The 15,118-nt window shown below is 30.1% G+C and carries 15 protein-coding genes and 1 pseudogene; 14 read left to right on the forward strand and 2 right to left on the reverse strand.

The genetic code is table 11. The annotated features are described in order from the left end of the window. The first annotated feature begins 99 nt into the window (after window positions 1-99). The 14 genes from D2A34_RS25985 (at window position 100) to cysK (ending at window position 12,587) form a co-directional block, all read left to right on the forward strand. A complete protein-coding gene (locus D2A34_RS25985; protein ID WP_119368288.1) occupies window positions 100-402 on the forward strand; it encodes a hypothetical protein in 303 nt (100 codons plus the stop codon). Window positions 403-574: 172 nt separating this feature from the next. Next, window positions 575-1,615 (forward strand): hypothetical protein, encoded by a 1,041-nt coding sequence (locus D2A34_RS25990; protein WP_119368289.1) that lies wholly within the window; start codon window positions 575-577, stop codon window positions 1,613-1,615. Window positions 1,616-1,659: 44 nt separating this feature from the next. Next, window positions 1,660-2,346 (forward strand): zinc ribbon domain-containing protein, encoded by a 687-nt coding sequence (locus D2A34_RS25995; RefSeq protein ID WP_119368290.1) that lies wholly within the window; start codon window positions 1,660-1,662, stop codon window positions 2,344-2,346. Window positions 2,347-2,350: 4 nt separating this feature from the next. Further along, the gene (locus tag D2A34_RS26000; protein ID WP_119368291.1) at window positions 2,351-2,827 is read left to right on the forward strand and encodes a cytochrome b/b6 domain-containing protein; all 477 of its coding nucleotides are present in this window, start codon (window positions 2,351-2,353) and stop codon (window positions 2,825-2,827) included. Between the two features lie 13 nt (window positions 2,828-2,840). Next, window positions 2,841-3,149 (forward strand): hypothetical protein, encoded by a 309-nt coding sequence (locus D2A34_RS26005; RefSeq protein ID WP_119368292.1) that lies wholly within the window; start codon window positions 2,841-2,843, stop codon window positions 3,147-3,149. Further along, window positions 3,142-3,489 carry a hypothetical protein gene (locus D2A34_RS26010; RefSeq protein ID WP_119368293.1) on the forward strand — a complete coding sequence of 116 codons (348 nt, stop codon included), beginning with the start codon at window positions 3,142-3,144 and terminating at the stop codon, window positions 3,487-3,489. Before D2A34_RS26005 ends, D2A34_RS26010 begins: the two co-directional genes overlap by 8 nt. Before the next feature lie 11 nt (window positions 3,490-3,500). Then, window positions 3,501-4,214: a hypothetical protein gene (locus D2A34_RS26015; protein ID WP_147357758.1), complete on the forward strand. Its 714-nt coding sequence runs from the start codon at window positions 3,501-3,503 to the stop codon at window positions 4,212-4,214. A 237-nt stretch (window positions 4,215-4,451) separates the two neighbouring features. Beyond that, a complete protein-coding gene (locus D2A34_RS26020) occupies window positions 4,452-6,017 on the forward strand; it encodes a multicopper oxidase family protein (RefSeq protein ID WP_119368295.1) in 1,566 nt (521 codons plus the stop codon). A gap of 286 nt (window positions 6,018-6,303) precedes the next feature. Beyond that, window positions 6,304-7,488, forward strand: a complete 1,185-nt coding sequence (nirJ1, locus tag D2A34_RS26025) for a putative heme d1 biosynthesis radical SAM protein NirJ1 (protein ID WP_119368296.1) — start codon at window positions 6,304-6,306, stop codon at window positions 7,486-7,488. Between the two features lie 38 nt (window positions 7,489-7,526). Then, the gene (nirJ2, locus tag D2A34_RS26030; protein ID WP_119368297.1) at window positions 7,527-8,522 is read left to right on the forward strand and encodes a putative heme d1 biosynthesis radical SAM protein NirJ2; all 996 of its coding nucleotides are present in this window, start codon (window positions 7,527-7,529) and stop codon (window positions 8,520-8,522) included. 43 nt (window positions 8,523-8,565) lie between these two features. Then, complete coding sequence (gene ahbA, locus D2A34_RS26035) at window positions 8,566-9,036, forward strand: siroheme decarboxylase subunit alpha (RefSeq protein ID WP_119368298.1); 471 nt, start codon at window positions 8,566-8,568, stop codon at window positions 9,034-9,036. Beyond that, window positions 9,029-9,505, forward strand: a complete 477-nt coding sequence (ahbB, locus tag D2A34_RS26040; RefSeq protein WP_119368299.1) for a siroheme decarboxylase subunit beta — start codon at window positions 9,029-9,031, stop codon at window positions 9,503-9,505. The genes ahbA and ahbB overlap by 8 nt, the downstream gene beginning before the upstream one ends. A 480-nt stretch (window positions 9,506-9,985) precedes the next feature. Then, window positions 9,986-11,374 (forward strand): aminotransferase class V-fold PLP-dependent enzyme, encoded by a 1,389-nt coding sequence (locus D2A34_RS26045; protein ID WP_243128399.1) that lies wholly within the window; start codon window positions 9,986-9,988, stop codon window positions 11,372-11,374. A gap of 283 nt (window positions 11,375-11,657) precedes the next feature. Further along, window positions 11,658-12,587, forward strand: coding sequence for a cysteine synthase A (gene cysK / locus D2A34_RS26050; RefSeq protein ID WP_119368300.1), 930 nt, complete (start codon window positions 11,658-11,660; stop codon window positions 12,585-12,587). Window positions 12,588-13,110: 523 nt separating this feature from the next. Here the strand turns inward: cysK and D2A34_RS26055 are convergent. Beyond that, window positions 13,111-14,508 carry a Na+/H+ antiporter NhaC family protein gene (locus tag D2A34_RS26055; RefSeq protein ID WP_119368301.1) on the reverse strand — a complete coding sequence of 466 codons (1,398 nt, stop codon included), beginning with the start codon at window positions 14,506-14,508 and terminating at the stop codon, window positions 13,111-13,113. A 138-nt stretch (window positions 14,509-14,646) separates the two neighbouring features. Further along, window positions 14,647-14,947, reverse strand: a pseudogene (locus D2A34_RS26060) (four-helix bundle copper-binding protein). Window positions 14,948-15,118 lie beyond the last annotated feature (171 nt).

Below are 15,118 nucleotides of genomic sequence, written 5' to 3' on the forward strand. Positions count from 1 at the left end.
TTATTATGTAAGTGTTAATGATGTAGAAAATAATTTTTATAGCTATGATAAAAATATAGAATTAATAGAAAATAAAACAAATCAGGAGGAGAAGTAATTATGAAAAATAATGCATGGTTTAAATTAGTAGTTGTGTCTTTAGGAGGTGCTATATTGAGTTTTGTTTTATTAATAGGTATACAAACATTCAGTCAAAATAGTTACAATATGAATCAAAACTATAATATGCAAATGCAAGGTAGAATGAACTCTCAAGGAAATATGGGAATGATGAATGGAATGAATAATATGCAAGGAAATATGGGAATGATGAATGGAATGAATAATATGCAAGGAAATATGGGAATGATGGGAGGAATGAAAATGCAAGGCGGCATGGGCATGATGAATGGAATGATGTAGTTATAAGGTAGAACCCAGTAGAAAACTATTGGGTTCTTACCATTTTATATTTATTAGAAATTTATACTATCAGAAATTAGATAGTAATCTTCATAAAATCTACATATTATGAGTGTATTATATACATATAAACAAAGTATTCCAATTAATATAATTATAAGGGGGAAAAAAAATGGCATCAAAAAGCAATTTTTTTAGTAAAATTTTAAGCTTCTTTCTGGTATTAATAATTATCGGTGGAGTAGGATTCTTAGGTTATAAGCTAATGGTTAATAAGAACATGAATATGAGTATGAATATGGGTTCACAAAGTGACCAAAGTAGTTCTAGCCAAGATCAAATGAATATGAGCAGTGACTCTTCTTCACAAGACCAAATGAACATGAGTGGTAGTGGTAACAATGAAAAAGCTATTCCTCAATATGTTACAAATCAAGTAAATACAGTATTACAGGATAAAGAAGAACTAGATAAGAGTGTAAAAATACTAAATGATACATTACAAATTTTAACTCTTGATCCTTATGCAGTTGATGAAAAGAATCAAAGTCAAGATAATGCTAACACCAATTCGGGACAAGCTACTAACAATACAATAACTAATACTAATAATAATCAAGTAAATGCAATGGAAAATATGGGAACAACTTATGATCCTAATAAAATGCAAGAATTGCATAATGGGTTGTACAAGATATCTGTAGGTATGCAGCTTATTAATCAATTAAAAGATAATGTAGATGTACAAATGGAACAAGCTGGTGTAAATTATGATAATGCGTCACAATATTATCAAAATCAATATTATATGACTGTACAAAATAAGACTAAGTTAGTTGAAGCATTAACGTATATTAATGATGCAAGTACTTTACTAAATGTTAATCCATATATATCTAAAGATGGAGCTGTATATGATAGAGATAGAATGGAACAAATACATCAAAGTGTTTATAAGTTAGCTGAAGCAGTGGGTGGTCTAAGTAAATTAAATGATGATTTTACAAAACAAACTGTATCTTTAGGAAATTTATCTCAGAATTCTCAAAATTCAATGAATATGTCTCAAATGAATCAATCATCAAGTAGTATATTTGGAAATATGAATTTATCAACTGTAGCCAATATATTATTAATAACATTTATAGTTATATTTATAGTAAGCATTTTTGGTTTTATTGGAAGACTTCTTAAACCTAAAGAAGCTAAATAAAGTATTAATAAATTTAAATTAAAGATGGAGAGAGGAGATATTTTATGTGGGAATTAATTAAAAATGATCCTATCTTAAAGACGATAGCTGTATTATTATTAGGAGTTTTTGCATTTGGGTTTGTATTTAATATAATGTTTGGAGCCCCGCAGACTGGAATGGAACATGGTATGACTCAAATGGGAGGATATAATCTTAACACTACATTAGCGTACATTATATCTTTACTAATTAAAATTTTAATAATTATATTAATTATAGCTGTAATTATTGTAGCAGTGAAATTTATTAAAAATCGTATGATTAATGGTTCGATAGCAAATAATGAGTCACTAGTGGAGCTTTTGAATAAAATTAAAAGCAATCCGTTATATATAATAATAGGTGCTCTAGGATTTTTAGTAATATTAATGGCCATTATGCCAACTCAGGCAACAAATAATGCTATAAATAATAATTATAGTTTTAGTATTTTATCAATAATTATTACATTAGTGAAAATATTACTTGCAGTATCTTTTGTAGGCTTAATTACAGGCGTAATATTGCATTATAAACAAACTTATGTTAAAGCAAATGCCAGCAATTTGGTTGAAAAAAAGATATGTGAAAATTGTGATACAGAATTAAAAAATGATTGGAAAGCGTGTCCTGTATGTGGAACAGAAGTAAAAGACAACAAAAATACAGAGGACGTGGATACAAGCAATTCAAGTGATTTAAGAGGTTAACAACATGAATATTAGATTTGATTTTGTAATGCACTGGCTTTATGCAATAGTATGGGCATTACTAGCAATTAGTGGTTTTGCGATGGTAGGCGCTAAGTACGGATGGCTGCTTAACTTTGACATTGCATCAGCAGATTATATACATCGAGTATCTGCCGGAGCATTTGTTATAATAACTCTTATTTCTATAATCTATGAAATTTATAAAAATATAAAAAATGATCAAAGGCCTTTGCCTTGGTTTATTATAGGGAAGAAGGGATATCAGCTATTCACTTTTATAATGACACTTATTTTAATAATTACTGGAGCAATAATTTGGGTTTGCATGGAGTATAAAATGCCATTTGTTTCATTTGCTTTATTTATACATGAATATGTCTCGTATATATTTTTAGCAAGCATTATATGGCATATATATAAGAAATGTCATATTCTTTTATGGCCAAAGAAATCAACTAGTAAAAAGATAGAAAAGTAAGGGAGCAGTTTTTATGGTACAAAAACCATGGTTTAAAATTTTCGTCTGGTTTATGGCTACTTTCTTCTTCTTTCTTGCCAGTGGAGTTATTATTTCTATATTCAAACCTGGTCCTTCGGAAAATGAAGTTATGAGGTTTATGTCAGGAATGATGAGTGCAATGGATAATTCTATAATGGGAATCGCAATGGGTGTAGAAGGAAATAGTACACTAAGAAATATAATTGCATATTCATATTTCATGCTTGTGCCTATCATTGCAGTAAGTATAGTAATAGGTTTTATTATAAGACTTAGGCAAGGGGGAAAGAAGGATGTTTGATAAGAAAAAATTGAATTTTTGGAGATTGGCTTTACTTTATACAGGAGCAACAATTTTGATTTTATTTTTCTTATGGAGTTCGCCTTATAAGCCTAAGTCACAAATGATGGATAGCAGTATGGGAAATATGATGAAAACAATGCATTTATCCAATATTACAATATATGATTTGATGAGAAATGAAGGGGCTGAGCAGAGCACTAATGAAATGGACAGCCATCATCAGGATAAATCTTCGTCTGTATATAATATGGGCATTATGACAACAAGTATAATATTTCTTTTACTTCCCTTTATTATAGGCGGAACTATTATACTTGCTATAGTTTGGATAAAGTAGGTGAAAAAGATATGGATATATTAGGAGCATTAGGCCAACTATATATGAAAGTATTATTACTTCTTCTATTTGCAGGCTCAGGGCTGGCAGTATGGGCGCTAATTAAATTCTTTCTCAAAGGAAATAATAAAGTCCAAAGCAAAGTAGCATCTAAGAGTAGCGAAAATAAGAAAAATATTTTAACTAATATAAAATTTGATAAGAAATTAGGAGGAATTATTATGAATGGGAATGGATGGTTTAAATTAGCTGTTTTTTCATTAGCAGGAATAGTTATAAGTGGAGTATTATTGGGATTTGTTTCAACAACTAATTCAGGAATGAACATGAGTGGTATGAATGGAATGAGTTCAAATCAACAATCAAATATGAATATGGGTAATTCAACTATGGGCAATGGCAGTATGCAAAACGGAATGAATAGCAATAACATGCAAGCAGGAATGACTAACAATAATATGAACAATAACAATATGGGTAATAACAGCATGCAAAGTGGAATGTCAATGAATGGACAAGCGTCTATGAATGGTACAATGAATAGCACAAATAATAGTACAAGCATCCAACAACAATTAAATAATATACAAAATCAATTAAATCAACTTCAATCACAAATGCAACAATCTCAAATGAATAATACTCAAAATCAAAATAGTAACATGAGCAATGGTGCTAGCAGCGGCGGAAGCATGAGCAGCGGCGGCGGAATGGGTATGATGTAATTTATGAGATAGAGAAGTAAACCTTGAGGTTTACTTCTTTTAATATAAAGTGAAACTTGATTTAGTGTGAATCGGTTAAGCAGATATCTCGAATCTATGATTTGATGATGGTCGCTTACTTTATGAGTAATCAACTGCCTTTAGGAAGAGGAGTTTGATATATCGTGGAAGTGTTACAGTGGATATTCATCAGATAAGAATATATCTTACATTAATAATTTATATAGGGGTGTGAATATGAGTAAGAAGAAAAATGCTATTTTATCTTTTATTGCATTTATTGTAGCAGGAATGTCGATAGCGGTGTATCTTAATCAAAATGTTAGCATGAAAAAGATTCAAAATACTGAATCAAAACAGCAGAATCAAAATTTATCAGTAAATGAACATGAATATGCAAATAATATTATTAAGCCATCACCAGGGCAGCCCATAAAAAAGTTTGACCTTGTAGCAATAGAGAATAATCTCCAAATAAAAGAAGGTATTAATATACCTGTATGGACTTATAATGGGACAGTGCCAGGTGCTGAAATTAGGGTTACTCAAGGAGATTTTGTACAAGTTAAATTAAAAAATCTTTTAAGTAATCCAGTAACCATACACTGGCATGGATATCCATTAAATTCAGCAATGGATGGAGTACCAGGACTTAATCAGGACGCTATTAAGCCAGGAGAAAGCTTTACTTATGAATTTTCAGCTGATGTTCCAGGAACTTATTGGTATCATTCACATCAAGAAGGTGCCGAACAAGTTGATAAAGGCTTATATGGAGCATTAATTGTTGAACCTAAAGATAAGGAAAAACCTGATAAAGATTTTACGTTAATATTAGATGAGTGGATGGGAAATTCTGATGGCATGGCTGGGATGAATGAATCAAATAACACAGCCCAAAATGTAGAAGAAGCAAGTGCTAAGGAAGAAGAAGAAATGAACAGCATGTATAATATCTATACAGTAAATGGGAAATCGGGGAAACTTGTTGAGCCGTTGAATGTAAACAAGGAAGATACTGTAAGACTTAGATTTATTAATTCGGGCTATAGATCTCATGGAATTCATATACCAGGGACAGATATTAAGGTCATCAGTACTGATGGTCAGGATATAAATGGAGCACAAGTAATAAAAGATAATATTATTAATATATCTCCTGGAGAAAGATATGATATTGAGTTTAAGGTTAATAGTAGTGATAATTTTTATATAGATTTTCATGATAGCAATAAGTTTAATGAACAAATAAAAATTCCTGTAAACATAGTAGGTGGAACCGGAAAATATATAGAAGAAAATAATTTAAATCTTCAACAATTTGACTTGGCAAACTATGGAGAGTCGTTAATTAATGCATATAATTTAGATCAAAGTTATGATAAGAATTACAATATTGACTTAGGAGTTGGTTTAAAAGAAGGAACTCTTCAATATACTATTAATGGTGATACTTTTAGTGAGTTACCATCACTCAAGTTAAAAAAAGATGATATTGTTAAAATTACTTATAATAATAAAAGTAATGTAGATCATCCTATGCATCTTCATGGACATTTCTTTCAGGTAATTGCTAAGAATGGAGAACCAGTAAAAGGTGCACAAATGATGAAAGATACACTAATGATAAAAGCAAATGAAAGTTATACTATTGCTTTCAAAGCTGATAATCCAGGAAATTGGGTACAACACTGTCATGAACTTCATCATGCAGCAGCAGGAATGATGCAGAAAGTTGAATACGAAGGTTTTGAATCTAATTATACTCCAAATCCAAATGATACGTTTAATAAACCAGAATAACACAAATACTTATCAAAATTTCTATGCTTCTATGTATCATATAAGCATAGAAATTTTAACATGCATTAAAGTGAATTTTATGTTCAAACTTTATTAAATATATCAGATGTAAATATATTTGGTATTGTATAGTTATATTATTTACATAAAAGTTTATGAAGTTTGAACATAATCTTTATAGAATCTACATAAATATTTGTTAAAATTTTTATAATAAAAGATTATATTCATATTTTATAATTTCATTATCAATTAAGTATAGGACTAGAAGTAAAAGGAGTTAATTATGGTAGGAATAACTAAATTATTATGTGATTCAGAAAATTTTGGAGATAAACTGCGTTATGTTAAAGGTGCGGCTCATGCAAAACATGGTGTAAATCAAGGAGTAGGTCCTGTAGTCGTTTGGAATTGTACAAAAACATGTAACTTAAAATGCAAGCATTGTTATGCGGAATCAGATAATAGAAAATATGATGGAGAATTAAGTTTAGAAGAGGCAAAAATCTTTATAGATGATTTAGGAAAATTTAAGGTTCCAGTAATATTATTTTCAGGAGGAGAACCATTAATAAGAAGTGATATTTTTGAACTCATAGAGCATTCTAATAAATATGGTATCAGAAATACAATTTCAACTAATGGAACATTACTTGAAAAAGATGTTTGCAAGTCATTAAAAGATTTAAATGTTGGTTATGTTGGAGTTAGTTTAGATGGGATTGGTTCTAAACATGATGAGTTTAGAAAAACTAAAGGCAGTTTTGATAAAGCTTTAAAGGGAATTCGCAATTGCTTAGAAATTGAACAAAGAGTTGGACTTAGATTTACTATAAATCGCCATAATTATGATCAATTAGAGGATATCTTTAAGTTAATTAAAGAAGAAAAGATTCCGAGAGTATGCTTTTACCACTTAGTTTATTCAGGACGTGGTAATGAAATGATAAATGAAGACATTACAAAAGAAGAAACAAGAGAATGTATGAATTTAATTATGGAAAAAACTTTAGAGTTTGGGACAAATGTTGAAATTTTAACTGTAGACAATCATGCAGATGCAGTATACCTATATCTAAGAGCACTAGAAAAATATCCACATTTGGCTGATAGGATTCTAAATTTATTAAAACTAAATGGAGGTAATAGATCAGGAATGGCTTTTGCTAATGTTGATTTTATGGGGAATGTTCACTCTGATCAATTTACATGGAATTATAGTTTTGGGAATGTTAAGAATAATAGTTTCTCTGATATATGGAAAAATAGTGAACATCCAATTTTAAATGGGTTAAGAGATAGAAAGTCATTACTTAAAGGTCGTTGTAGTAAATGCAAATGGATATCAGTATGTAATGGTAACTTTAGAGCTAGGGCTGAGGCTGTAACAGGTGATTTTTGGGCATCAGATCCTGCATGTTATTTGACTAATAAAGAAATAGGAGTTTCAGAGGGAATAGATTTAATTTAAGGATTAATTAATTCACAATTACAAGGAGGATGTAATTAATGATAATGTCTTGGAATGTTACAAATAGATGTAACTTATATTGTGATCATTGTTATAGAAATGCTGGTGTAGAAGATAATGGGGAATTAACAACTGAGGAAGGAAAAGCTCTGTTAGATGAAATTGCAAAAGCAGGCTTTAAGATTATGATTTTTTCTGGAGGAGAACCTCTAATGAGAAAAGATATTTATGAACTCATAAGTTATGCAGCTAAAATAGGATTAAGGCCTGTTTTGGGAAGTAACGGTATGTTTATAACAAAAGAGGTTGCTGAAAAATTGGTAGAATCAGGATTGAAAGCAGTGGGCATAAGTCTAGACAGCTTAAAGGGAAACAAACACGATAAATTTAGAAAATATAATGGAGCGTGGAAAGATGCACTATATGGCATGAAAAATTGTAGAGACGCAGGACTGTCTTTTCAAATTCATCATACAGTTATGAACTGGAATAAAGAGGAGGCAATAGATATTATTGATTTTTCTGTTGCTATGGGAGCGGCAGCTTATTATCCATTCTTCTTAGTTCCAACAGGGAGAGGCGAAAGTATTGAAAGAGAAATTTTAGAGGCTAATGAGTATGAAGAATTATTAACAGCAATTATGAAAAAGAAACAACAAGTTAATATAGAGATAAAGCCTACCTGTGCACCACAATTTTTAAGAATTGCCAATAGCCTTGGCATGAAACTTAGATTTAGCAGAGGCTGTTTAGCTGGAATAAGCTATTGTATTATAAGTCCAAGGGGGGATGTGCAGCCTTGTGCATATTTAAAGGAAGTAGCAGGGAATGTAAGGCAAACTCCTTTTAGTGAAATTTGGAGAGATAGTAAAGTCTTTAATAAGCTTAGAACTCAAGAGTATAAGGGTGTTTGCGGGGAATGTAAGCATAAAGAGATTTGTGGAGGCTGTAGAGCTAGGGCGGCATACTATCATGAAGGAAATTATATGGCGGAAGATTCTTCGTGTGTATATACAAATTGCAATAGATGTTAGTTAATGGTTACTTTTTGTAATTTAGATATGATGAGGTAGATATATGGATGATATAGACAGAAATTTATTAAGCATTATACAAGAGGGTCTAGATATAGATAGTAGGCCATTTTTGATTTTAGCACATAAGCTTGGTATCTCGGAAAACGATGTTATAATCAGAATAAAAAAATTGAAAGAGTTAGGCTATATTCGTAGAATTGGAGGAATATTTGATTCAAAAAAGCTTGGATATTCTAGTACCTTATGTGCTGCTAGTGTTCCACAATCAAAAATTGAATTAGTAAGTTCAGTAATTAATAGTTATGATGAAGTTACTCATAATTATATAAGGAATGATGACTACAATATGTGGTTTACTATAATTGCACATTCTAGCGAAAGAATGAGAGAAATTATATCAAATATAAAAAATAAAACTGGAGTTTATAATATAGTTAGTTTACCAGCAATTAAACTTTTCAAACTTAAAGCTACCTTTAATATTAGCGAGGGAGGAAAAACTGATGTTTGATTCACTGGAAAAAGCAATAATTCGAAGATTATCAGAGGATATTCCACTATCACCAGAACCTTATAAGATAATTGCGGAGGAATTAGGAATTTCAGAAAAAATATTATTAACAAAAATTCAACAATTATATGATAAACAAATAATTCGCAGAGTTGGTGGAATTTTATATCATAGAAAATCAGGTTATAACGCTAATGCTATGGTAGTTTGGATAGTTCCAGAAGATAAAATAGATGAGATTGGAAAAACTTTAAGTTATTTCACAGAAATTACTCATTGTTATCAGCGTCCTACTTTTCAGGATTGGCCTTACAATCTTTTTACTATGATTCATAGTGAAACTAAAGAGGAATGTGAAAATAATATAAAAAGGATATCAGAAACAATTAATATTAGTAAATATAAAGTTTTATATAGTACAAAAGAACTCAAAAAAAGTAGTATGAAATATTTTAGTGAGAGCAACTAATAATTATTACATTCATAATATCTACATAATTTTGAGTTATAATAAGAATTATTTTCAAATGATAATAAATTGAAAGGATGAGGAAAATGATTGCTACAATATTAATAATTGCTGTTGTTGGTTTTATAATTTATAGAACATTTAAGGGTGGCGGTGGATGCTGTCATTAATAATAGTTGAAAGAAATTATTATAAGTAACAGAATCTAATAAAAATATTAATTAACTTAATATTAATCTAAAGGTGATACTAAGATTAATTAATAATTCAAAAGACTCAGACTCCTTATAGTTACGGATATTTCTAACTATGAGGAGTCTTTTATTAAAAAACACAGGGGATAAATAAATTTCTTATTATTTCTAAATCAAATTTAAGAATAATCAACATATCATATACACAATTTATGATTATAATAAGTTTACGATTAGGATGTAGCTTATATTTTATAAAAAGTTTAATGTCGAGGAGATGTAGCTAATGAATTCAATGAATCTTAAAGATATAGTTGTTGGTTCTGATACACGAGCACCTATAAGCGGTGGTTCAACACTAAGATATATAAATTTTGATAATGCAGCAACTACGCCACCATTCAAAAAGGTAATGGAAAAGATTAATGAATTTTCAGAATTTTATTCAAGCGTTCATAGAGGAAGTGGATTCAAATCAAATTTATCAACCGAAGTATATGAACAGTGTAAAGAGATCGTGATGGATTTTGTTGGAGCTGATAAAGAAGTTAATATAGCTATTTTTCTTAAAAATGCTACTGAAGCATTAAATAAAGTTGCTAATATGTTCAATTTATGTGAGGGAGATATAATTATCTGTTCTCGTATGGAACACCATTCAAATGATCTCCCTTGGAGAAGAAAAGCAGAAGTTCATTATATAGATATAGATGAAAATGGAGAATTAAACTTAAATCATTTTGAAATGCTTTTAAAATTATATGGTAAAAGAGTTAAACTTGTAACTGTAACTGGCGCATCTAATGTAACTGGGTATATTAATCCAATTCATGAAATTGCTAAATTAGCTCATAGCGTGGGGGCAAAATTATTAATAGATGCATCTCAACTTGTCGCTCATAGAAAATTAGATGTAAAGGACGATAATAATGAAAGTCATTTAGATTTTATAGTTTTTTCGGGACATAAATTATATGCACCATTTGGCACAGCTGTAGTTATTGGACCTAAAGAATTTTTTAATACCGCAGAACCAGATACTGTAGGTGGTGGTATGGTAAAGATAGTAACAGATGATTTAGTTTATTGGGAAGAATCACCGACAAAAAATGAAGCAGGTACTCCAAACTTAATGGGAGCAGTGGCCTTAGCAACTGCAATAAAACAAATTAATGATATTGGAATGGTTAATATTGAAGCACATGAGTATTTTCTAACAAAACATCTTCTTCATCATATCAAAAAAATAGACAAGATAAGAATATATGGTTCTACTGAGGCTGATAAAGAAAAGCGTTTAGGAGTGGTAGCTTTTAATATAGATGGGATATCACATGGACTAGTGGCTGCAATTTTGTCGTATGAATATGGAATTGCTGTTAGAAATGGATGTTTTTGTTCTCATCCTTATGTTTTTAGATTGCTTAATTTAAGTTCCGAAGAAATACAATCACATAGATTAAGTATTTTAGATAATGACAAATCTAAAGTACCAGGGCTTGTGAGGGTCAGCCTTGGACTATATAATACTTTAGAAGATATGAATGAATTAGTGCTCGCTTTAAATAATATATCAGAAGGTAAGATTATGGAGAAATATACTATTAATAAAGAACAAGGAGTTTATATACCAGAGAACGGGTATTTTGGTTTTAGTAGCCCATTTAAGTTATAGCAATGCTTAGGATAATATAATTCTAAAAATCGAAAGATAATAAAGTAATAATTTTATAATTTTGATAAAAATTATAAATCTACACATTATCTTCATAAATATTGTGTATTATTATTTTGTGAGTATATCAAAGAAGTCTAAGAATAAAACAAACAAGGGGCAAGCTCGGCCCCTCCTCCATATTTTAGGGATGGGATAATATTAAGAAAATTCTTAAACCGAACTTATGATATTTCAGAGGATATTAAGTTGATACTAATTAAAATGAAATGGAGTGGTTAAAATGTCAAAGGTATATAAAAATTTAGCAGAATTAGTAGGTAAAACACCATTATTAGAGGTAACAAACTATAGCAAGGGAAAAGATTTAAAAGCAAACATATTAGCTAAGTTGGAATACTTTAATCCAGCAGGAAGCGTTAAGGATAGAATTGCAAAAGCTATGATTGAAGATGCTGAAAATAAAGGGTTATTAAAACCAGAATCAGTAATAATAGAACCAACTAGTGGTAATACAGGAATAGGTATTGCATCTGTAGGAACTGCAAAGGGATATAAAGTTATAATTGTTATGCCAGAAACTATGAGCGTAGAAAGACGTAGCTTAATAAAAGCTTATGGAGCTGAAATAGTTTTGACTGAAGGTGCAAAAGGAATGAAGGGAGCAATAGCTAAAGCAAATGAATTAGCTGAAGAAACTCCAAATTCATTTATTCCAGGACAATTTGTAAATCCAGCTAATCCTGAAGTACACAGAAATACAACAGGACCTGAAATTTGGGAAGATACGGATGGAAAGGTAGATATATTTGTTGCGGGTGTTGGTACAGGTGGAACAGTTACAGGAGTTGGTGAATACTTAAAATCTAAAAATCCAGATGTTAAGATTGTTGCAGTAGAACCAGCAGATTCACCAGTATTATCAGAAGGTAAAGCTGGCCCACACAAAATCCAAGGAATTGGTGCTGGATTTGTTCCAGATGTACTAAACACAAATATATATGATGAAGTTATAAAGATTAAGATAGAAGAAGCATTTTCAGCTGCAAGAGAATTATCTAAAACAGAAGGATTACTTGTTGGTATTTCATCAGGTGCTGCGGCATATGCTGCCACAGAGCTTGCAAAGCGTCCTGAAAATGCAGGAAAAACAATTGTAGTAGTACTACCAGATACAGGAGAACGTTATTTATCAACTGCATTATTTGAATAGAACTTAAGTTGAAATATTTAATTCAAAGAATAATTAATACATTAAATAAATAGTTACTAATGAACAGTAGGTAAGATTGTTTCGCACAAAATTACCTACTATTTTTAATTTTATTTAATGGGTTATTTAGCGCTTAGTATTCACCTTTATTGTAGCATTTAAGGATACAATCTTCCATATCTAACCGCTATTTATTATCGGTATTTATACGATATTTAAGTATTGTCTCCGATTTTATTCATGTCCAAATATAAACTTGACTAGCTTTACAGTATTAAGAGTTTTATATTAGATTTTATAATTTTAGTAAACGCCCATTGAATTGCTGAAGCTTTATTATTTGTATAGAACTCAGCTTTAAATATACAATGGAGAAGAAGTTTTTATTGTTCACAACCAAAATTTATCTGCATTTATATATCAATTGATAATATAAATATATAATTATGATATAGCAAATATAATAAGTAGGATTACCTTTAATGTAGAATAGAAAGTAGTAAAATATAAGCATTTTCTCATATCATAAGAAAAAGCCAACTGCTATGTAAGCAATAGCTGTAATAATAACGCCTAATATAACATATGGAAATGATGTAGTAAGATGTTTCGAAAAAGAAGTATCTGCCATTTGAGAAGATAGTGGAGATACTATGTCTGTTACTGCACCACCGGCCCAAACTGTTCCTATCATTAGTGAAATATTAACGCCAGAGTTAAGAGAAAAATTTACAGCTAGAGGCATCATAAGTGCCCAAGTTGCCCAAGATGACCCGATTGTATAGGATATTAAGCCACTTATTAAAAATAAGATTGCTGGTATTAGGAATCTTGGAATGCTTTTAACTAAGTCTTCACTTATAAGATTATTAAAACCTAAATCTTGAGTAACAGAAGTGAGTGCCCAGCTAAGTATCAGTATAATTACAAGAGACAGTACTTTTTCTCCACCCTTTATAATATGGTCTTCTATTTCAGCTAAACTAATTTTTTGAAACACGAAGTACAATGAAGTTATAAATATAGTAAATATTACACCAGAAAAGATTGAAACACTAAATTCAGCAGAACTAAGTGCGCCTAAGAAACTTGCTGAGTTATCCTTTCCAGTCCACCAGAAAAAGAAAATTGTGCTTATAAGCAACACAGATACAGGTATTATTAGATTTTTACTATTTTTAGGGTATTCTTCAATAGATTTTCCGGATAGTTCCTCTTTTTCTATATGCCCTTTTGTAAATTCGTCTTTTTCTTCTGTATCTTTACCAATTTTAAATCTGTCGAATCCAAGTCCGAATAATGTAACTCCAATACATATAAGTATCATAATCCAAGAAAACAGATTCCAAAATATACTCTTTACAACAAGAGTATATGCACTTTCGGTTATTCCTGTATCTTTAATATTATTTGTGACTAATGTCACCATATACCCTAGATATGCAGTAGCAATCGGTATTAGCAAAATTAGTTGAAGACTTGTTACAGATAAAATAAAAGCAAATTTTTCTTTAGATCCTTTTACTTTATTGAGAACTGGAGAGAGAACAGTGCCAACTGCTATAGTGTGAAATGAACTATCAAAGAAGGTTATAATGCTTAAAATCCAAGCCCACCCTAAAACAGCTCTTTCACTTTTTGCCCATTTGCTTACCTTATCGCTAAAACCGGAAATACCGCCAGCCATTTCTATTAATTCAGCTAAAGATCCAAAAGCGATTAAAAAGGATAATGTGTATGCACTATCTTTATCAGCAATAGAATCCATCATATATTCACCTATTGCAGTAATACCACTAATTAAGCCTTTGCTTATTAATGTACCAGCTAAAACTCCTAAAAATAATGATGTTATGAGTTTTTTAATTTTAAAAGTAAAGATTATTGTTATTATTGCAGGTATTAATGATAGCCAAATCAAATTATAAGACCTCCTAAATATGTTAAGATTATATATGTTGCTTTTACAATTTATTAATGCATTTTACCTAAATTTAAGGAAAGTTAGACATAATACAAAAGCCTTATATATTAATGGCTTTTGTACATAATTAGTTAATTACATATTAGACATTTTTCTGCATTCATCAGCACATTGTTTACAATGGTCATCCTTAAACATATCACATTCTTGAGCGCATTTATCGCAAACTGTCGCACATAACTTGCAGTGTTCTTTTACATGTTGCCCGTCAATTGCCATCATTGATGAAGACATTTGGCACATTTGAGCACACTCTACAAGTATACTTGTACAATTCTTTCTTGCTTGAACGTCAGCTTCGTTTAAACATGCTTTAAAGCATTCGTTCATCGATACATGTTTGGTATTTGTTTTGAGTCATTAATGTCATACTCATTTTGTCGTCCTCCTAAAAATAATTTTGAATATTAAAATATCCACTAATTATTATTCTTAAACAAACAAATATTATTCAGATTAATTATATTAAGTAATAAAAAAGCTCCCTATATAACTTACTTAGTTTTGTAAGTATTGGGGATACCATATACACATATAAAATACATTT

Origin of the sequence: Clostridium chromiireducens, from assembly GCF_003575225.1 — a bacterium.
Classification (GTDB): Bacteria; Bacillota; Clostridia; order Clostridiales; family Clostridiaceae; genus Clostridium; species Clostridium chromiireducens.